This is a genomic window from Nocardia sp. NPDC005745 (genome assembly GCF_040630775.1).
Lineage (GTDB): Bacteria > Actinomycetota > Actinomycetes > Mycobacteriales > Mycobacteriaceae > Nocardia.
In genome coordinates, this window is the sequence record NZ_JBEXYF010000026.1 from 77790 (window position 1) to 96890 (window position 19101).

18 protein-coding genes are annotated in these 19101 nt (G+C 67.3%); 7 read left to right on the forward strand and 11 right to left on the reverse strand.

What is annotated here, in order from left to right; translation table 11 throughout:
• Positions 1–118: 118 nt before the first annotated feature.
• Complete coding sequence (locus tag ABZ420_RS25125) at positions 119–1840, forward strand: WXG100 family type VII secretion target (RefSeq protein WP_357127226.1); 1722 nt, start codon at positions 119–121, stop codon at positions 1838–1840.
• A 572-nt stretch (positions 1841–2412) separates the two neighbouring features.
• Positions 2413–3168, forward strand: a complete 756-nt coding sequence (locus tag ABZ420_RS25130; protein ID WP_357127229.1) for a hypothetical protein — start codon at positions 2413–2415, stop codon at positions 3166–3168.
• A gap of 406 nt (positions 3169–3574) precedes the next feature.
• On the opposite strand, the gene ABZ420_RS25135 is transcribed toward ABZ420_RS25130, so the two are convergent.
• The 8 genes from ABZ420_RS25135 to hppD form a co-directional block, all read right to left on the reverse strand.
• Positions 3575–4054, reverse strand: a complete 480-nt coding sequence (locus ABZ420_RS25135; protein WP_357127232.1) for a hypothetical protein — start codon at positions 4052–4054, stop codon at positions 3575–3577.
• A gap of 104 nt (positions 4055–4158) precedes the next feature.
• A complete protein-coding gene (gene tuf / locus ABZ420_RS25140) occupies positions 4159–5349 on the reverse strand; it encodes an elongation factor Tu (protein WP_040870253.1) in 1191 nt (396 codons plus the stop codon).
• 99 nt (positions 5350–5448) lie between these two features.
• On the reverse strand, positions 5449–7551 hold the full coding sequence (fusA, locus tag ABZ420_RS25145) for an elongation factor G (protein ID WP_357127235.1): 2103 nt from the start codon (positions 7549–7551) through the stop codon (positions 5449–5451).
• Between the two features lie 137 nt (positions 7552–7688).
• On the reverse strand, positions 7689–8159 hold the full coding sequence (rpsG, locus tag ABZ420_RS25150) for a 30S ribosomal protein S7 (RefSeq protein ID WP_040739280.1): 471 nt from the start codon (positions 8157–8159) through the stop codon (positions 7689–7691).
• A gap of 1 nt (position 8160) precedes the next feature.
• A complete protein-coding gene (gene rpsL / locus ABZ420_RS25155) occupies positions 8161–8535 on the reverse strand; it encodes a 30S ribosomal protein S12 (protein ID WP_040870256.1) in 375 nt (124 codons plus the stop codon).
• 341 nt (positions 8536–8876) lie between these two features.
• On the reverse strand, positions 8877–9434 hold the full coding sequence (locus ABZ420_RS25160; protein WP_357127238.1) for a DUF3558 domain-containing protein: 558 nt from the start codon (positions 9432–9434) through the stop codon (positions 8877–8879).
• 10 nt (positions 9435–9444) lie between these two features.
• Positions 9445–9972 (reverse strand): DUF3558 domain-containing protein, encoded by a 528-nt coding sequence (locus ABZ420_RS25165; RefSeq protein ID WP_357127241.1) that lies wholly within the window; start codon positions 9970–9972, stop codon positions 9445–9447.
• A gap of 57 nt (positions 9973–10029) precedes the next feature.
• A complete protein-coding gene (gene hppD, locus ABZ420_RS25170; protein ID WP_357127244.1) occupies positions 10030–11232 on the reverse strand; it encodes a 4-hydroxyphenylpyruvate dioxygenase in 1203 nt (400 codons plus the stop codon).
• Positions 11233–11393: 161 nt separating this feature from the next.
• Between hppD and ABZ420_RS25175 the strand changes: the two genes are divergently transcribed.
• Positions 11394–11918 (forward strand): Lrp/AsnC family transcriptional regulator, encoded by a 525-nt coding sequence (locus tag ABZ420_RS25175; protein ID WP_357127247.1) that lies wholly within the window; start codon positions 11394–11396, stop codon positions 11916–11918.
• A gap of 10 nt (positions 11919–11928) precedes the next feature.
• Here ABZ420_RS25175 and ABZ420_RS25180 read toward each other — a convergent pair whose 3' ends face one another.
• Both ABZ420_RS25180 and ABZ420_RS25185 read right to left on the reverse strand, forming a co-directional pair.
• The gene (locus tag ABZ420_RS25180) at positions 11929–13041 is read right to left on the reverse strand and encodes a winged helix DNA-binding domain-containing protein (RefSeq protein ID WP_357127250.1); all 1113 of its coding nucleotides are present in this window, start codon (positions 13039–13041) and stop codon (positions 11929–11931) included.
• A 20-nt stretch (positions 13042–13061) separates the two neighbouring features.
• Positions 13062–14036, reverse strand: coding sequence for an NADPH:quinone oxidoreductase family protein (locus ABZ420_RS25185; RefSeq protein WP_357127252.1), 975 nt, complete (start codon positions 14034–14036; stop codon positions 13062–13064).
• Between the two features lie 145 nt (positions 14037–14181).
• Between ABZ420_RS25185 and ABZ420_RS25190 the strand changes: the two genes are divergently transcribed.
• From ABZ420_RS25190 to ABZ420_RS25200, 3 genes are all read left to right on the forward strand, one after another.
• Positions 14182–14514 (forward strand): type VII secretion target, encoded by a 333-nt coding sequence (locus ABZ420_RS25190; protein ID WP_357127255.1) that lies wholly within the window; start codon positions 14182–14184, stop codon positions 14512–14514.
• Complete coding sequence (locus ABZ420_RS25195; RefSeq protein WP_357127258.1) at positions 14511–15644, forward strand: transglycosylase SLT domain-containing protein; 1134 nt, start codon at positions 14511–14513, stop codon at positions 15642–15644. The genes ABZ420_RS25190 and ABZ420_RS25195 overlap by 4 nt, the downstream gene beginning before the upstream one ends.
• 223 nt (positions 15645–15867) lie before the next feature.
• On the forward strand, positions 15868–16662 hold the full coding sequence (locus tag ABZ420_RS25200; protein ID WP_357127261.1) for an acyl-ACP thioesterase domain-containing protein: 795 nt from the start codon (positions 15868–15870) through the stop codon (positions 16660–16662).
• 79 nt (positions 16663–16741) lie between these two features.
• On the opposite strand, the gene ABZ420_RS25205 is transcribed toward ABZ420_RS25200, so the two are convergent.
• Positions 16742–18412 carry an FAD-dependent oxidoreductase gene (locus ABZ420_RS25205; protein ID WP_357127264.1) on the reverse strand — a complete coding sequence of 557 codons (1671 nt, stop codon included), beginning with the start codon at positions 18410–18412 and terminating at the stop codon, positions 16742–16744.
• A gap of 182 nt (positions 18413–18594) precedes the next feature.
• Here ABZ420_RS25205 and ABZ420_RS25210 point away from each other — a divergent pair, with 182 nt between their 5' ends.
• Positions 18595–19086 carry a histidine phosphatase family protein gene (locus ABZ420_RS25210; RefSeq protein ID WP_357127267.1) on the forward strand — a complete coding sequence of 164 codons (492 nt, stop codon included), beginning with the start codon at positions 18595–18597 and terminating at the stop codon, positions 19084–19086.
• Positions 19087–19101: the final 15 nt, after the last annotated feature.

The following is a 19101-nucleotide window of genomic DNA, read 5'->3' on the forward strand; positions in this document are numbered from 1 at the left end:
ACAATACTTTCGGGGGGGGTGGCCGCGATCGAACGCTCCGTGCGGCGGCGGTCTCACCGTAGGCGAGAAATGCGACCGCGCTGCCGCGACAATGGATCGCGGTACGTAGGGAGCAGTTGTGGGCGAGAAATTTGCGGTCGACCCGGATAAGTTGCGCGATCACGCACCGCGGTTCGACCAGATCGGGGCGGATGTGGCGGCTACCGTGCGGAAGCTGCGCACTGCCCTGGCGGGGGAAGGCGAACCCTGGGGCAAAGACGATGCCGGCCACGCGTTCGCCGAATCCTACGTTCCGGAATACCAACGGACGATGACCGACTTGAACAGCCTCGTCGAGGCCCTCCAACAGGCCGGCACCGATCTGCGCCACCTCGCGGAGAACTTCGAGAACCAGGACCGGGCCATCGGGCAGCGTATCCACAACGCCGCCGGTGGAATCCGGAACGATCCGGCCGCGCTTCCAGTGCGTCTCGACGCCGGCCCCACCCATCGGCTCGACCCCAGCGCCGCGGACGTAACCACCGCCGCCGTGCAGCCGTTCGCGGGATCTCCCGTGCCCACTGCGGCCGTCACGGCGCCGGCGCCGAGACAATCGGCTTCCGCCGCCGGCTCACCGGCCGATCGGGCACCGCTCTCGTCTGCGCCGCGCGCTCAGCCCCCGGGCACGCCCGGCAGCGAGCCCGCCTCGGGTCCGCAGCCGGACCAGGCCGAGGGGAATCCCAACGGCGCCGACCATCGCGGCACCGAGCAGCCGGGCTTACCCGGCCCGAGCGTGAACCCGGCTCATCGGGCGGATGCCGCGCTCACCCGGCCCGCACCGGACAATCGGCCGTCGTCGCCGTGGACGAGGGCCAACGCCGAAACGAGGCGAACCGCTGCCCCGCAAGCCGCCGCCACGCCATCCGCCGCGAAGCAACCCGCCGCGCCGGGGTCGAGCACGCCGTGGTCCAACACCGCAGGTCGACCGCCGAGAGTGTCCGCCCCGGACGCGGGCACACCCGGTTCTCCGCCGCGCGTGCCCGGCCGACCCACCGCACGACCGGACCAGAAAGACGAGAAACCGGACCGGAAAGTGAACGCCTCCGGTGAGTCGGTCGCGGCCCGTCTGGCCAGAGAACTGGCCGAGCGCCACGGCGTGCGAGCCTTCGGCTTCGACACTCCGGGCGTAGCGGTGGAGGTACTGACCGAAATCGTCGCCGCAGTGGACGATGTGCTGCCGCGATACCCGCAGATAGCCCTGCGCGCCATCGGGATCGAGGAACTGACTGACGGTGAAACGGCTCTGCTGGAATGGGATTCGGTCACGGCACCGGACGCAGCGCGCGACTTCGATGGCGCTCCCGATCAGCGCCTTCCGGGGGCAGCCGAAACGCTGCCTACCGCACGTATCGTGCTGGCGCTGCGTGCTGCCACCGACCCCCAGCAATTGCAGCAAACCGTCACCACGGCCGACAACGCGGGCCTGCTCGCGCCGGGATGCGCACGGCGGCCGGTGTACTCGTCGATCGTGCGGGAACTCGGCAGAGCGCTCGACGGGGCAGGCTGCTTCCGCGCTCACGCCGCCGCACAGCGAGCGCTGCTCACGGCCTATCTGCCGCAACTGAGCCCAGAGGACAAAGGTTCGTTGAACCGCACAGTGTCCAGCTTCCAGGAATGGCGGTCGCAGTTGAGCGGACACAGTTTCGACCGCGGACGATTCCGGCCCGCCACCGCTCTGGCCGAGGCATTCACCGACGTCGTCCTCAACGCCGCACAGGCCGCACCGCCCGCGCAGGTGCTACACCGCCTGCTGGTCACCACCGCGAACTCCCCCGCACCCCGGTGGGCATCGCAGTTGTAAAACGTCCGGCGTGCGACGGAAGCCGCCCCCTTCCATCAACGCACGCTCGGCGATATGGCCTATCACTGCCCGAAGGAGTACCGAAGATCGGCGAAGAGCAGTTGGTTGAGGCGACGGCGGAGGTGTCCGATCTTGCTCTCGTCAGGATGCTGTCCGTATGCCAGTAACGTGAACCGCAGCGATGTGCACCCACCGTCGACAGCCGCCAAGTCGAAACGCACTCGATCGCGGGGCCTGCTGGGCCACAGCGACGACCACGTCACGGCGGTTGGCTCGTCAGCGTTCGAGACCGTCGGTTCTACCTCGTCCGGCAGCAGGTTGAGCCAATGCCGCGCGCCTGGGCGTCGAGGCTCGGTCAGCGATTGCCAGACCGCGCGAGGCGGTGCGGGCAAAGTTCGTGCCCTGGAGCCGATCTCCTTCATTCGACCAGGCTAAGCCGTCCGGCATATCGGACAGCTTCCACAGGAGTCTGCCCTGTCGCTGAATCACCAACGAATTACGCACCCGATGCTTCGATCAAAATCGGTTCGCCGAAAACAACCACACCGCAGGTCATTCGCATGAATGACCGAATGGACACCGAGAGCAAGGAAGACGCAAACGAAATCGTTGTGCGCCAGGCGAGCGTGCGCTCCGCGGGGAGAGTTCTTTCGAGCGCAACGGCTACCGTGTGCGGTATGCGGTGGGCTGTGTTGGTCGGTGTAGTGCTGGTATCGAGTGCGTGCTCGCAGACCGTCGGCGGTGACCCGCAGCCGGTTCCGGGTTCGCCGCCAGGCCCGTCGGCGCATGCCTCCGGGCCGGAGGCCGGCTTGCCGGATCGCGTCGCTTGGGTGCGGCAGGGGAACCCGGTCGATCTCGGAGCCTTTCACTCGGCCCGCCTCGACGGCGGGCCGACGACCGATCTGAGGGACGACATCGCGTTCGTCAGTCCTACCGGCAAGATCAGTTGCATCACCGGCACCGCGCTGGAGATGGACGGATTCGATTGCATGGTGGAACTGAAGGATCCCGCCCCCGCCCCCGGCGAAGGCTTCGGAAATTGGTTCGGCGGGTACGTCACCTACTCGGGGCAGCGGATGACCGTCGGCCAATTCCGCGGCGATCCGGGCCTTTTCATCCACGGTACGGGTCAAACCCTGCCGTACGACAGCACGCTCACCTTCGGCGACTACCTCTGCCGCCTCGCGACCACCGGACTCACCTGCGTGAATCCCACGACGCGGACGGGCGTGCAGATGAGCAGCGAAGGCGTCGTCCCGCTCGGCTGCCTGCGCGAAGTGCCGGAGGCCGATCGCGAACCGGCCGTCGGCCGCGCTTACGCTTGCTGATCACGCGCCGCTGTACTACCCGGAAACCGGGCGCGTCGACCGGCGAATCAACGTTACTCCGTGGCCTTCGGATGACCTGTTCCCGCGTGCGTTATCCAGGCGGTGCGATTCTCGTCATCGATCAAGTACCAGATCCTGCCTCCGCTGGTGACCTCGTACTGCCAGCGCTCGAGCGTAAAGCCCTTCCACACCGCCGATCCCATCGAGCCCTTGAGACGATGCTGTCGCTCCGGGTTCGCTGATGCCCTGGGATTCGATCGGATCGTGTCGAACGCCCGACGAAGATTGGCGGCTGCGTGCTGCGCCAGATGCTCCCAACCGTTACAGGCTTCGGTTGTCGCGAAGCGGACTTCGAATTCTTCACCGACCGCGGGCGATGCGACGCGATCGCCCCGCTTCGGACTCATCAGGCCGACTCCTCGGACTCGGGCAACGGGACCGGCCCGAGATCCCCTTCCGGCTCACGGGTCAGAATCGCCAATAGTGCCGGATCGGCATAAATTTCGGCCGTGTGCCGCCACTGCCTCAACAGCGTGGCCAGGGGCGCGAGGTTCTCCAAGGCCGCCGCGCCCTGCGCTACCGCGACCAACTCGCCGAGGAACTCGTCGAGGTCCCCTTCCGGAAGGAAGCTGACCCACGGCACGGCATCGGGCAAGACAGCCCGCACCGCCTCTGGACCCAGGCGACGGACCAGACCCGCGAGCAGTCGCGCTGTGAAATCAACGACCACACCTTCGGCATCCATCTGCGCGACTCGCATGAGCGCCAGATCATCGGCGTCGCGCCGACGCAGCCGCAACGCGCGCACGTCGTCCAGCAGCTTCGCGGTGACTGCAGGCTTATGCAGTAGGTCGCTGAAGGGAACGACGTCGTAGGCAGCACTCATAACATCCACACTACCTCGGATGTAAGGACCCGGTCCGCATCGTGCCGAAACGCAGAACGGCGCCGCTCCCGAAGGAGCGGCGCCGTTCCCAGCGATTCAGTGAATCACTTGATGATCTTCGTGACGCGACCGGCGCCGACGGTGCGGCCACCCTCGCGGATCGCGAAGCGCAGACCCTCGTCCATGGCGACCGGCTGGATCAGCTTGACGAGCATCTCGGTGTTGTCACCGGGCATGACCATCTCGGTGCCCTCGGGCAGGGTCACAACGCCCGTCACGTCAGTCGTACGGAAGTAGAACTGCGGACGGTAGTTGTTGAAGAACGGGGTGTGGCGGCCGCCCTCGTCCTTCGACAGGATGTACGCCTGGCCCTCGAACTCGGTGTGCGGGGTGGTGGTGCCCGGCTTGACGACGACCTGGCCGCGCTCCACGTCCTCACGCTTGATACCACGAACCAGCAGACCGACGTTGTCGCCCGCCTGGCCCTGGTCGAGCAGCTTGCGGAACATCTCGATACCGGTGACCGTGGTCTTGGTCTTCTCCGGGCGGATGCCGACGATCTCGACTTCCTCGTTCACGTTGATCACGCCACGCTCGACGCGACCGGTGACGACGGTGCCACGACCGGTGATCGTGAACACGTCCTCGACCGGCATCAGGAACGGCTTGTCGGTCTCACGAACCGGGTCCGGGATGGACTCGTCCACCGCGGCCATCAGCTCCAGCACCGACTCCGACCACTTCGGGTCGCCCTCGAGCGCCTTCAGACCGGAGACCCGCACGACCGGCGCGTCCTCGTCGAACTCCTGCGAGGCCAGCAGCTCGCGGACCTCCATCTCGACGAGCTCGAGGATTTCCTCGTCGTCGACCATGTCGGCCTTGTTCAGCGCGACCAGGATGTAGGGCACGCCGACCTGACGGGCGAGCAGCACGTGCTCACGGGTCTGCGGCATCGGGCCGTCGGTGGCGGCGACCACGAGGATGGCACCGTCCATCTGCGCCGCACCGGTGATCATGTTCTTGATGTAGTCGGCGTGACCCGGGGCGTCGACGTGCGCGTAGTGGCGCTTCTCCGTCTGGTATTCGACGTGGGAGATGTTGATCGTGATACCACGAGCCTTCTCCTCCGGCGCCTTGTCGATCTGATCGAACGCGAAGCTCTCGTTCAGATCCGGGTACTTGTCAGCCAGCACCTTGGTGATCGCTGCGGTCAGCGTGGTCTTGCCGTGGTCGACGTGACCGATGGTGCCGATGTTGACGTGCGGCTTCGTCCGCTCGAACTTCGCCTTCGCCACTGTTTGTCCTCCTGGACTTGTTGGTGCGTGCAGTTGCAGCAGTGCGGGGTCATCCCCGCGGAGACGGGGAAAGGGGTATTACAAACGCCCGGGAGCCATTTACTCGCCGGTCGCCTTGGCGATGATCTCCTTCGACACGTTGGCCGGAACCTCCGCGTACGAGTCGAACACCATGGAGTAGTTCGCCCGGCCCTGGGTCTTCGACCGCAGGTCACCGATGTAACCGAACATCTCCGAGAGCGGAACCAGCGCCTTGACGACACGGGCACCACTGCGTTCCTCCATGGCCTGGATCTGACCACGGCGGGAGTTCAGGTCGCCGATCACGTCGCCCATGTAGTCCTCGGGCGTGGTGACCTCGACCGCCATCAGCGGCTCGAGGATCACCGGACCGGCCTTGCGAGCCGCTTCCTTGAGCGCCTGCGCACCTGCGATCTTGAACGCCATTTCCGACGAGTCGACGTCGTGGTAGGCACCGTCGAGCAGCGTGACCTTCATGTTCACCAGCGGGTAGCCGGCGAGCACACCGTACTGCATGGCGTCCTGGGCGCCGGCGTCCACCGAAGGGATGTATTCCTTCGGCACACGGCCACCGGTGACCTTGTTCTCGAATTCGTAGTGCGCGCCGTCTTCGCCGACGAACGGCTCGAGCCCGATGATCACCTTCGCGAACTGGCCGGAGCCACCGGTCTGCTTCTTGTGCGTGAACTCGAGCTTCTCGACCCGCTTGGTGATCGTCTCGCGGTAGGCCACCTGCGGCTTACCGACGTTCGCCTCGACCTTGAACTCGCGGCGCATGCGGTCGACCAGGATGTCGAGGTGGAGCTCGCCCATACCGCCGATGACGGTCTGGCCGGTCTCCTGGTCGAGCTTGACCGAGAAGGTCGGGTCCTCTTCGGACAGGCGCTGGATCGCGGTGCCCAGCTTCTCCTGGTCGGACTTGGTCTTCGGCTCGATGGAGACCTCGATGACCGGGTCCGGGAAGGTCATGGACTCGAGCACGATCTGGTTCTGCGGATCGCACAGGGTGTCACCGGTGGTGGTGTCCTTCAGGCCGATGACCGCGTAGATGTGGCCCGCCGAGGCGGCGCCGACCGGGTTCTCCTTGTTGGAGTGCATCTGGAACAGCTTGCCCAGACGCTCCTTCTTGCCCTTGGTCGAGTTGATGACCTGGGCGCCGGAGTCGACCTTGCCGGAGTACACCCGGACGTAGGTCAGCTTGCCGAAGAACGGGTGCACCGCGATCTTGAACGCCAGGGCCGCGAACGGCTCGTCGGCGCTCGGCTTGCGGGTGAGCAGCTCCTCCTCCTTGCCGGGCACGTGGCCGGTGGTGGCCTCCACGTCCAGCGGCGAGGGCAAGTAGTCGATGACCGCGTCCAGCATGGGCTGCACGCCCTTGTTCTTGAACGCGGAGCCGCACAGCACCGGGTAGAGCTCGGAGGTCACCGTCAGCTTGCGGATGGCGCCCTTGATCTCCTCGACGGTCAGCTCTTCGCCGCCGAAGAACTTCTCCAGCAGCGCCTCGTCCGACTCGGCGACGGTCTCGAGCAGCTCCTGGCGGTACTGCTCGGCCCTCTCCTTCAGGTCGTCCGGGATCTCGACGACCTCGTACTGCTCACCGAGCTTGGTCTCGCCGCGCCAGACCTTCGCGTTGTTCTCGACCAGGTCGATGATGCCCTCGAAGGTGTCCTCCGCGCCGATCGGCAGCTGGATGACCAGCGGCTTTGCGCCGAGGCGGTCCTTGATGGTCTGCACGGTGAAGTAGAAGTCCGCGCCGAGCTTGTCCATCTTGTTGACGAAGCAGATCCGCGGCACGTCGTACTTGTCCGCCTGACGCCACACCTGCTCGGACTGCGGCTCGACGCCTTCCTTGCCGTCGAACACCGCGACGGCGCCGTCGAGCACGCGCAGCGACCGCTCCACCTCCACGGTGAAGTCGACGTGCCCGGGGGTGTCGATGATGTTGATCTGGTTGTCTTTCCAGAAGCACGTGGTAGCCGCGGAGGTGATGGTGATACCACGCTCCTGCTCCTGCTCCATCCAGTCCATCGTGGCGGCGCCGTCGTGGACCTCACCGATCTTGTAGGTGATGCCGGTGTAGAAGAGGATGCGTTCGGTTGTGGTCGTCTTGCCCGCATCGATGTGGGCCATGATGCCGATGTTGCGGACCTTGTTCAGGTCGGTGAGCACGTCCTGTGCCACGGAAATCTTCCCCGCTCGTAGCTAGTTGGGATTATCGGGGACGACCCTGTGGTCGCCTCTTTGTCAACGCCGGACGCGGCCGGTGAGTGCCGCGTTCCGGCTGTGCCTCCCGACCCAGACGACGGGCCGGGCAGACGTCACCAGCGGTAGTGCGCGAAGGCCCGGTTGGACTCGGCCATCTTGTGGGTGTCCTCGCGACGCTTGACCGAGGCGCCGAGGCCGTTGCTGGCGTCGAGCAGTTCGTTGGCCAGGCGCTCGACCATGGTCTTCTCCCGGCGAGCCCGCGAGTAGTTGACCAGCCAGCGCAGCGCCAGGGTGTTGGAGCGGCCCGGACGGACCTCGACCGGCACCTGGTAGGTGGCGCCACCGACGCGGCGCGGCTTGACCTCGAGTGCGGGCTTGACGTTGTCCAGCGCGCGCTTGAGGGTGACGACCGGATCGGTGCCGGTCTTCTCGCGCGCCTGCTCCAGCGCGCCGTAGACGATGCGCTCGGCGGTGGACTTCTTGCCGTCCAGCAGGATCTTGTTGACCAGCTGAGTGACCAGCGGCGACCCGTAGACCGGGTCGTTGATCAGCGGACGCTTGGGTGCGGGGCCCTTGCGTGGCATATCAGCTCTTCTCCTTCTTGGCGCCGTAACGGCTGCGGGCCTGCTTGCGGTTCTTCACACCCTGGGTGTCGAGCGAGCCACGGATGATCTTGTAGCGGACACCGGGGAGGTCCTTCACACGACCGCCACGCACGAGCACCATCGAGTGCTCCTGCAGGTTGTGGCCCTCGCCCGGGATGTAGGCCGTGACCTCGACCGAGCTGGTCAGGCGAACACGCGCGACCTTGCGCAGCGCGGAGTTCGGCTTCTTCGGGGTCGTGGTGTACACGCGGGTGCACACGCCACGACGCTGCGGGCTCCCCTTCAGGGCCGCGGTCTTCGTCTTGGAGACCTTGTCGCGGCGACCCTTGCGGACCAGCTGGTTGATGGTTGGCATAGACCGGCTTTCCTTATTAGTTAACGCGGTGTGTGGACTTCATGTCTGTTATGAGTTCGCGGCGCTCCCGGGGCCTGTCGTGGAAGCAAGCTTCCATTCCGGGCCCGTCGTTCACACCGCTGTCATCGAGCTTTCACTCGCACGTCCGGCCACGTTTCTCGCGTCCCGAGGTCGGGCGTGTCGCGCGCGGCGCGGAGCCCTGAACCCGGGCACGCTGGAGTCGTCGGCCGCTTTCGCTGGCCTACGGTCACGCACGAACTTGCCCGTATGCTTCCGGGCACAGCGATCCACGATACCCGTGGCCGGGACACAGGGTCAAAGCGGGTCGGTTCGGGGATCGTCTACCTGGCCAGGTTCAGGGTCATTTCCATCAGCTTCTTCGCCGCGTCGCACGGATCGGGGTGGCCCGAGCCGGGCCGGTAGTTGATCCACCAGCCGATCACGCCGTTGTCCGGCGCACTCGCCGTCACACCGCAGGAGTCCGGGTCCTTCGGCCTGCGGATCTGCAGTGCCAGCGAACTCTGGATGGTGATGTTGGTGGTTTCGTAGCCGAGCTTGCCGTTCGTCTGCTTCTCGTTGCTCAGCGTCCCGTTCTCGTACCAGTTGAGCGTGGCCATCCCATTACCGCCGGGCGCGCCGATCAGGTCCCACATGCAGACGGCGCCGAAGAACGAGTCGCTGACCTGGACACTCTCACCGATCGCCTCGCCGATCTGGTCGTGGGAGAGGATCTCGCATTCCCGCAGCAATTTATCCAGCCTGGAGTTGACCGGCTGGCTCGCGCCCACCGGCTGCGCGTTTCCGGAGATCACCTGGCTGCACCCGCCCGCGGACAACGCGAGGGCCACCGCGGCGACCGCGGCCGCGCCGCGCCTGCACAGGTCTCGGCCGACGTTCACTCGTCACCCCTCACTGAATCCGTTGCAGAGTCAGCTCGGCGAGAGCGCGGCTCCGGTCGCACGGGTTGCCGGACCCCGCGCCGAACGAGCCGATGTTGGTGGACCACTCGAAGAAATCGTCGCCGAGCTGCACCGCCAGATCGCAGATCACGCCGGTGGGATCCAAAGCGGCGAAGCCATCCCGCCCACCCACTTTTATCGGATCGGGCGCACGGCCTTCGACGGACACCCACGCCCGTTCCCGTTCGATGGGACTACCCCGGTAGGAAGCGAATGTGATACTCGGCGAACCGATTCCGGCCGACTGCCAATTGCAGCCGACGGCGTTGCGGAACACCCCGGAGATCCGGCCGAGGCCACCGAGAGTGCGCACCTCGTCGTCGGTCACGTGACCACACTCCCCGACGAACGGTCCGAGCGCCACCACTTTCGGCGCCGGACGGGACGGACCCGAGTCCTCGGTCTCCTCCCCCGAACCGCAACCCGCCAGTGCGAGCACCAAGGCTGCCGTGATGCCGACTGCCGACTTGATCCGCATGAAAAGAACTCTACCGACGCACTCGCCGAAGATGCTCGACAAGATCGCCCGCCCCGATCACAGATTGCCCCTGGCCTCCTGCTCGCGTTCGATCGCCTGGAACAGGGCTTTGAAATTGCCCTTGCCGAAGCCGAGGGAGCCGTGGCGCTCGATCAGTTCGAAGAAGACCGTGGGGCGGTCGGTGAGCGGCCTGGTGAAGATCTGCAACAGGTAACCGTCCTCGTCGCGGTCGACCAGAATGCCACGGCGCTGGAGTTCTTCGACCGGGACGCGGACCCGGCCGATGCGGGCGCGTAGTTCCGGGTCCTCGTAATAGGCGGCGGGTGTCTCCAGGAATTCGACCCCCTCCCGGCGCAAGGCGTCCACGCAGGTCAGGATGTCGCCGGTGGCGAGCGCGATGTGCTGGACGCCGGGGCCTCGGTAGAACTCCAGATACTCGTCGATCTGCGAGCGCTTCTTGCCGATGGCCGGCTCGTTGAGGGGGAACTTCACCCGGTGGTTTCCGTTGGCGACGACCTTGCTCATCAGCGCCGAGTACTCGGTGGCGATGTCGTCGCCGACGAATTCGGCCATGTTCGTGAACCCCATGACCCGCCGGTAGAACTCGACCCACTCGTCCATCTGCCCGAGTTCCACATTGCCCACGACGTGGTCGATCGCCTGGAACAGCCGGGCGGGCGCGCCGTCGCGCCGTTGATAGTGGGAGCGGCGGGCGACATAGCCGGGCAGGTAGGGCCCGAAGTAACCGGACCGGTCGACCAAGGTATGCCTGGTCTCGCCGTAGGTGGCCAGCGCGGCCGAGCGGACCGTGCCGAAGTCGTCGGTGTCGTCATGCGGTTCGACCAGCACTTTCGCGCCGTGTGCGCGCGCCCACGCGACGCACCGGTCGACGTCGGGCACTTCGAGGGCGATGTCGACCACGCCGTCGCCGTGCCGATCGTGGTGGGCGACCAGCGGGCTGTCCGGATGCACCGCTCCGGTGATCACGAAGCGCGCCGCGCCGCTGCGCAGAACGAACGCCTTGTGGTCGCGATTGCCGGTCTCCGGACCCGAATACGCCTCCAACCGCATCCCGAAGGCGGATTCCAGGAAGTGCGCGGTCTGCGTGGCGTTGCCCACCACCCAGACCAGGGCGTCCCACCCGATGACCGGAAACGGGTCACCGCTGTCGTCGTGGTCTACCAACCCCACGAGCGTGCGCAGCTCGCCGTCGCTGGGGACGGCGCCGGACCGGGCGCCCGGCAAGTGCTCGATGGTCATGGACCAAGGAAATCGCCGGGTCCGCCGGATAGGCAACAGCGTCTGATCCGGATAGGCAGGGTGGCGAATTCGTCTAGCAAATAGCGCATGGTGCTGCACAATTTGAATAGCATCGAGGCGACGGGCAGCAAGCCCGGCCCGGTGCTCGAACGGAGGCCGCCATGGCGCGCACATCGGCGAAGCTCGACGAACTCGACCTCGCCATCCTCACCGCGATGCAGGAGTACCAGAAAGCGGGCATTCTCGAACTGTCCCGCCGGACCAGGGTCGCCAGGGCCACGGTGCAGTCCCGGATCGCGCGCATGGAGGAGTCGGGCGTGATCGCCTCCTACGACCCGCAGATCGACGTCACCGCGGCGGGGTTCGACGTGCAGGCGTTCGTCACGCTGGAGATCGCCCAGGGCGCGCTGGACGCGGTGGCCGCCGAACTCGACGCCATTCCCGGCGTGCTGGAGGCCTACGCCACCACCGGCACCGGCGACGTGCTGTGCCGGATCGGCGCCGACTCGCACGCCGGGTTGCAGGCCGTGCTGCTGAGCATCGACCGGACCTCCCCGGTGGTGCGCTCGCACAGCGTCATCGTGCTGTCCACCGTGGTCGAACGCCGGGCGCTGCCGCTGTTGCGCACGCTGAGCCCGACCGGGACCACCAAGGCGCCCGCCTATCGTCCGGCCCGCGAGCCGTAACCGATCCGGCTCAGGGGCGCAGGTCGGCGCGCACGTCCAGGATTTCGACGCTTCCCCGCTTGCCCTCCTCCAAGAAGGCGAGCAGAGCGTGGGCCTCGGCCTCGACCTCAGCGCGCTCCGCGTTCGTCCAGCTCCGGGTCGGGCTGATGCGCAGCCGGGCGGACTTCGCATCCGCGAAGACCTTGTACAAGCCCGCGAGAAAGCCGTCGACCAGCACCGGAGAGACCTGAGCCGCGAATGCGCGCAGCGGAGGAGCGGCGCCGTCGGGCACGATCCGCGTCCGATCCTGGTGCGACAACAGAACGTTGTCGTACCAGCCGAGCAGCCGCACCGGAGCGGGGACGTCCGGATCGGCCAACGCGCCGTCGGCGACGTCGTAGAGCGTGCGGCCGCGCTCGTCGGTGTACGTGCGCACCCGATCGCCGAGTTCGGCGACGGCCTTCTTCATCCCGGGCAGCTTCGACCAGGTCTGCATGTCCATGGTGCTCGCCGGACCGAACGCACGCAGGTAGCGAAAGATCAACTCCGCCAACGGATACGTGGGGTCCAGCGGCGCGCCCAACCAGGGCTCGACCCGCGACCAGATCGGCCTGCCGCTGTTCTTCCACTTCCCGCGCGGCGGGGTCTGCAACACCGGCAGCTGATACAGCCAGGTCTGCACCACCGCGCCCGGGTCGCGGTCGGGGTAGCGCTCGGCGGCGCGGGCGCGCAGGTCCGCCGCGAACATCGGCTCGTCGCCGAGCACCGCTTCGCCCTGCCCGCGCACCTCCTCCGGGTCGAGTCCGACCATGGCGCCGTAGTTGAAGCCCTTGCGGAAGGGCGCTTTTTCCAGTTCCGGCTGCACATGCGGCGCGATCCGCAGCGCGTCGGGCGGCGTGACCAGATGAATGGTGCCGCGCATCAAGGTGATCCGGACCAGCGAGCGGTCCTCCAGCGCGTCCGACACCGTCGACGGATCGAAGGCCTCGATGCGGCTCCACAATCCGACGAACGGCGGCGGCGAATCCTGCGCCTGCAATCCGACGAGATGATCACACATTTCGTGTGCCGTCCGCGGCGAGCGCTCGAGCAGATGCTGGCGAGCCAGCAGGGTCCGGTTCAATACCCGGTTGGACAGTTTCATGACGGGGCGGACCTGACGAGTCAGCGCAGGGTGACCACGACCTTGCCGGTGGCCGTCCGGTTGTCCAGCGAGGCGACCGCCTCCGCGGCCTTGTCCAGCGGGTACAGCACCGGTTGCGGCGGCGCGATCTTGCCGGAGGCCAGCAGCGGCTCCACCTCGGCCCACTGCTCCTGCAGGTAGCCGGGATGCGACATCACCCATTCGCCCCACGCCGCGCCGGTCACCTCGACGTTCTTCAGCAGCAGCCGGTTGACCTTCACGGTCGGGATCTCCCCCGCGGTGAAGCCGACGACCAGCAACCGGCCCGCCGAGGCGAGCGAACGGATGCTGTCGGTGAAACGGTCACCGCCGACCGGGTCGAGCACGATGTCGACACCGCGACCACCGGTCAGCTCCTTCACCGCCGCCAGCCAGCCGTCGGTCAGCACCACATCGGTGGCGCCGTTGGCGCGTGCGACCTCGGCCTTCTCCTCAGTGCTCACCACGGCGATCACCCGGCCCGCACCGAGCGCGGCCGCCAGCCGCAGCGTCGAGGTGCCGATGCCGCCCGCGGCGCCGTGCACCAGCACCGTTTCCCCTTCCGCCAGCCTGCCCCTGGTGCGCAGGCAGAAGTGCACGGTCAGGTCGTTGAACAGGATGCCGGCGCCCGCCTCCAGCGAGACGTTGTCGGGGAGCCGGAACACCATCTGGGTGGGCGTGACGGCCGTCTCGGCCATCGCGTTGCCGAGCATGGTCAGCGCGACCACCCGGTCACCCGGCCGCACGTGCGCGTCCTCGGGAGCCTCCCGGACGATGCCCGCGACCTCGCCGCCCACGACGAACGGCAATTCGGGCTTCATCTGGTAGAGGCCGCGCGTCATCAGCACGTCCGGGAAGGCCACGCCCGCCGCGTGCACGTCGATCACGACGCCGCCCGGGAAGACCGCGGGCTCCGGGATCTCGACGATCCGAACCGCTTCCGGTCCCTCCAGCTTGCTGACCTGGGCTGCGCGCATGTGCCGACCTCTCTGTCCTCGCACCGGCCTGATCCGCGCCGGCGCCACACCGACAACATAACGGGCGCCCACCGAGCACGCCCGTCCGGACGCCCGATTTTGCTATGCTGGCCGCGACCTCGCGGTCGGGAGGGAAGGGGGATTCATGGTCGAGCAAAACCAGCCACAACCTGCGACGACGATGCAGGTCGACCCGGCGGCGCTGCGCTCCTTCGCGCAGACGCTGCGCACGGAGGCCACGTCGGTCACCGACCTCGGCGCAGGCGAGGGTCTCGGCGTCGCGGCGGGCGCGCTGCCCGGCACCGATTTCGGTCCGGTGGCCCAGCGCGCGAACGACGCCGCGCACCGCTGCCTGGAGCGGATCGGATCGCGCCTGACCACGATCGCCGACAACCTGCACAACGCGGCGGGCAAGTACGAGCTGGCCGAGGACGACTTCGCGGCGAAGCTGCGCGCGATAGGGCTCCAGCTGCCATGACGCTCACCGTTCCAGACGTCGAGAACTGGCAGCCGGAGCAGCTTTCGGCGGCGGGCGCGCTCGCCGAACGGATGTCCCAGGGGCTGGACAACGCGGTCGGCAAGGGCGCGGACGACACGAAAGCGCTCGCCGACACGAAGCAGTGGTCCGGATCCGCCGGCAACGCGGCGAATGCCCGGATGCAGACCGAGAAGACGCGCGCCTCCGCGGTGAGCGCCGCGCTGCTCGAGTTGAAGACCGCGCTCACCACCCAGGTGCAGAACCTGACCGAGGCGAAGGCCAAGGTACTGAGCCTGCGCGACGACGCACTGAACCAGACGCCGCCCTTCGATGTCGCGCCCAACGGCACCGTCGATGCCAAGACTCGAATCGACTACCTCCGGGCGCACGCGGACAAGGCCGACGTCGAGGGACTCGTCTTCCAGGAAGCGCTCCAGGCGGCCTCGCGGACGTGGGAGCTGACCAACGCCTTGAAGACCGCCGAAGACGTGGCGAACCGAGCCGAGACCCAGGTCGATGGCGCGGCGGGCAAATTGGAGGCGGCGTTCGCCGGGCTCGGTGAGCCGAGCGCGAACGTACCCGCGGCCCCCACCGCGCCCGCCGCCACCGCACCGGCCGCCACGTCGGGAGCCCCGGTCTCCGCGCCTTCGCCGGATCGGTCGAGCCAGCTGATGTCCGGGCACAACGACTCGGGAACCTCCCACGGCACGTCGTCGGGAACGCCGTATCACGGTGGGCCGAGTTCGTCCGCGCCGACCGGCCCGCTGCCCAGCGGTGACGTCGCGCGATGGATCGCCGAGGCGAAGCAGAAACTCATCGCGATGGGGTACGACCCCGCCGACATCGATGAACGAGCCATCGCGCTGATCATCGAGCACGAATCCGCGGGCAATCCTTACGCGGAGAACCGCTGGGACAGCAACTGGGTGGCCGGACATCCGTCGAAGGGTCTCATGCAGACCATCGACAGCACGTTCAACGCCTACAAGGCGCCCGGCCACGACGACGTCTGGAACCCGGTCGACAACATCATCGCCGGAGTGCGCTACTCCATCGATCGCTACGGGTCGCTCGGCAACGTCCCCGGTGTCGCCGCCGTCAACTCGGGCGGCGCGTACCAGGGTTACTGACCCGCTCACGGCCATGGCCTGCCCCCACCGGCTGCCGAGCGCGCGTGATCTCGTACCGATGCCATCGCACGGAAACCCCATTCTTGCTGGCCCACGACCCGGCTGACGGACTATTAAGGAGGTAGGGACGGCTCGACGCGAGGGTGTGACGTACGCCCCGTAAAGTCGTCACAACAGCACCGCATGAAGAAACGCGGCACACCGTGCAGCGCGAGGAGCACAAGTGTCACTCGATCAGCCACTCGCCCCGCTTCCCCAGGAGGGCATGGGCTTTGCTTCGGCGTGGCCCATCCGGGCTGGAGATGTGGATCCCTACGACCGGTTGCGGTTCGATTCCATCGCCCGCTACTTGCAAGATATCGCCTGGGAAAACCTGCATAAGACGTTCTTCCATCGGACCGACCCGAACTGGATCATCCGGCGCACGGTCATCGACGTCATCCGGCCGATTCTGTGGCCGGACGAGGTGCAGTTGCTGCGGTGGTGCTCGGCGATGTCCACCCGCTGGACCAACATGCGCGTGCGGATCACCAGCGGAAACGGCGGCCTGATCGAGACCGAGGGCTTCTGGATCAATATCAGCGAGTCCACCGGCATGCCCGCGCGGATCAGCGACGAGGGCCTCGCCTACCTCGCGCGCACCTCCGGCGAGCATCGTCTGCGGTGGCGGCCCTATCTGACCGACGCCACGCCGCCGGAGTCCGACACCGACCTGCCGTTCCCGGTGCGCGCCACCGACATCGACCAGTACAACCACGTCAACAACGCCTGTTACTGGCAAGCGGTGGAACAATTCCTGGTCGAATATCCCAAGCTGCTCGCGGGTCCGCACCGCGCGGTGATCGAATACGTGGCGCCGGTGCTGGCCCGCCAGCACGTGAGCGTGCGCAGCCGTTACGAGGCGGGGGATCGCACCGGGCAGCCGGTGCTTCGGCTGTGGTTCGTGGTCGGCGGGACCACCACAACCGTGGTCCGCATCATGCCCTTACCCGGCGCTCCCGCCTCTCCGGGTTTTTAGAAGGTTCGCCGCGTAGATCGGTTGGGGCCAGGGGCCGGGCCGGTCGGAACGTGGTGTTCCGACCGGACCGGTTGGTTAATCAGCCGCGAGCGGCTTTGAGTAGGTCTTCGCGAGTGGTGAATTTGACGCGTGGGCGGCCCGCGGACTTGCCCGCGGTCTTCTCCGCTTGGTCGATCGCTCGCCAGCCGGCCCGGTCGACCAAGTCGGCCTGGCGCTCGGCGAGCAGGGCCCTCAGCGCGGCGCGGTCGGCCTGCGGCGCGGCGAGTTTGCCCGCGGTGAAGTCGGCGAGCAGCAGCTCCACCGTCTCCTCGGAGTCGATCCGGTTCGAACCGATCACACCGCGCGGGCCACGCTTGATCCACCCGCTGACGTACACGCCGCCGAGCATGGTTCCGTCGTCGCCGATGACCCGGCCGTGCTCGTTCGGCACGACGCCGCGCCGCTCGTCGAACGGCAGTTCACCGATCCGCTCGCCGCGGTACCCGATCGACCGCAGGACCAGCGAGGCGCCGATGCTCTCGGTGCGGTCGGTCGGCCGTGCGACGAGCTGACCGCCTTCCTCGAACAGCTCGTTGTGCACGATCTCGATGGACTCGACCCGGTCGGTGCCGGTGAGCGCGGTGGGCGAGGTGAGATAGCGGAACACGATCCGCTTGTTGCCTTCGGCCCGGCGACCGCCCGCGTACTCCTCGGCGAGGGTGTACTTCAGTTTCAGCGACGGCTCGACCTGCGGGTCGTCCAAGATCGCCTGGCTGGCGTGATCCAGTGCCAGGTCGGTCTCCTCGACGATGACGTCGATGCCCTTCAGGTGCGCGAGGGCGAGGAACTCCGGGGAGGTGTATGCCGCTTGCAGCGGGCCGCGCCTGCCGAGCACGACCACTTCGCGGACATTGCTCTGTCGCAGGGCGTCCAGGGCGTGGTCGGCGATGTCGGTCTTGGCGAGCTCGTCCGAGTCGACGGTCAGCACGCGCGCCACGTCCAGCGCGACGTTGCCGTTGCCGACGATCACCGCCCGCTCCCCGGACAGGTCGAAGGTCCGGTCGGCGTAGTCGGGGTGGCCGTTGTACCAGGCGACGAACTCGGTGGCGGAGTGGCTGCCCGGCAGGTCCTCGCCCGGGACGCCCATCTTCCGGTCGCTGGAGGCCCCGACGGCGTAGATCACCGCGTGGTGGTGGCGCAGCAGTTCCTCGTGCGAGATGTGGGTGCCCACTTCGACATTGAGGTAGTACTGCAGCGTCTCACGGCGGAAGGCGGACTCGAACATGCCCGAGACGGTCTTGGTGCCCGGATGGTCGGGCGCGACGCCTGCCCGGACCAGACCCCACGGGGTGGGCAGCCGGTCGAACATCTCGATTTCCACGTCGGCCCTGCGCAGCAGCTCGTCGGCGGCGTAGCAGGCCGCGGGCCCGGCGCCGACGATCGCGACGCGCAGCGTGCCCAGCTCCTTCGGCGGACGCGCGGGGGTGACGATCGGGTCGAAGTTCGATTCCAGCGGATGCCGTTGGAAGTAGGCGGCGTTGATGTCGCGGAATCGCGCCAGCGAAGCGGTCAGGTCGTCCTCGGAGAAGATGGCCTCCACCGGGCACGCGTCGACACAGGCGCCGCAGTCGATACAGGTGTCGGGGTCGATGTAGAGCATCTCGGTCGTCGCGAACTCCGGCTGGTCCGGGGTGGGACGGATGCAGTCGACCGGGCACTCGGAGACGCAGCTGGCGTCGTTGCAACAACGCTGCGTGATTACGTAGGCCATATTGTGCTGATCCTCGAAGAAGTACGTGGGCCGTGGCCACCCATGGGGTTGTGGTGGACAGATGAGCGGCGTCCGTCACGTCCGCCGCGAGGATCGCCCGCGGGAGCGCGTGATGTGATGCCGCTTTCAGTTTGCCTCGAGTGTGGTCGAGACCTCTCGCCCGGAGGCCTTACCGTATCTCCATGGCGCGGACTCTGATCCTCATGCGGCACGGTAAGTCGGCCTATCCCGACGGCGTCGACGATCACGAGCGGCCGTTGGCGCCGCGGGGCAGGCGCGAGGCGGGACTGGCGGGTCGGTGGCTGCGAGCTACTCAACCGCCGATCGACGCCGTGCGCTGCTCCACCGCGACACGAACCAGGGAGACGCTGTCGGCCACCGGCATCACCGCACCGGCCGTCTTCGAACCCGGGATCTACGAGGCCGCGCCGGAGACGCTGATCGAACTGGTCCGCCTCGGCGACGACGACGTGGCGACCCTGCTGGTGGTCGGGCACGCGCCCGGCATGCCGTGGACGGCTTGGGAATTGGCGAGCAACCGCGACAGCGCCCCGGCCATCGAGCTCAGCCGGAAGTTCCCGACCTCAGCACTCGCGGTGCTGCGCTTCGACCGCGATTGGGCGGACATCGATCCGGGGACCGGCGAACTGACGCATTTCCACATCCCGCGCTGACCGCACGCGGCTCGC

Coding starts and splice junctions, on each gene's coding strand:
- ABZ420_RS25130 (WP_357127229.1), top strand. CDS start 2,413: ATGGACACCGAGAGCAAGGAAGACGCAAACGAAATCGTTGTGCGCCAG.
- ABZ420_RS25135 (WP_357127232.1), bottom strand. CDS start 4,054: ATGAGTGCTGCCTACGACGTCGTTCCCTTCAGCGACCTACTGCATAAG.
- rpsG (WP_040739280.1), bottom strand. CDS start 8,159: ATGCCACGCAAGGGCCCCGCACCCAAGCGTCCGCTGATCAACGACCCG.
- rpsL (WP_040870256.1), bottom strand. CDS start 8,535: ATGCCAACCATCAACCAGCTGGTCCGCAAGGGTCGCCGCGACAAGGTC.
- ABZ420_RS25165 (WP_357127241.1), bottom strand. CDS start 9,972: ATGCGGATCAAGTCGGCAGTCGGCATCACGGCAGCCTTGGTGCTCGCA.
- hppD (WP_357127244.1), bottom strand. CDS start 11,232: ATGACCATCGAGCACTTGCCGGGCGCCCGGTCCGGCGCCGTCCCCAGC.
- ABZ420_RS25175 (WP_357127247.1), top strand. CDS start 11,394: ATGGCGCGCACATCGGCGAAGCTCGACGAACTCGACCTCGCCATCCTC.
- ABZ420_RS25180 (WP_357127250.1), bottom strand. CDS start 13,041: ATGAAACTGTCCAACCGGGTATTGAACCGGACCCTGCTGGCTCGCCAG.
- ABZ420_RS25185 (WP_357127252.1), bottom strand. CDS start 14,036: ATGCGCGCAGCCCAGGTCAGCAAGCTGGAGGGACCGGAAGCGGTTCGG.
- ABZ420_RS25190 (WP_357127255.1), top strand. CDS start 14,182: ATGGTCGAGCAAAACCAGCCACAACCTGCGACGACGATGCAGGTCGAC.
- ABZ420_RS25195 (WP_357127258.1), top strand. CDS start 14,511: ATGACGCTCACCGTTCCAGACGTCGAGAACTGGCAGCCGGAGCAGCTT.
- ABZ420_RS25205 (WP_357127264.1), bottom strand. CDS start 18,412: ATGGCCTACGTAATCACGCAGCGTTGTTGCAACGACGCCAGCTGCGTC.
- ABZ420_RS25210 (WP_357127267.1), top strand. CDS start 18,595: ATGGCGCGGACTCTGATCCTCATGCGGCACGGTAAGTCGGCCTATCCC.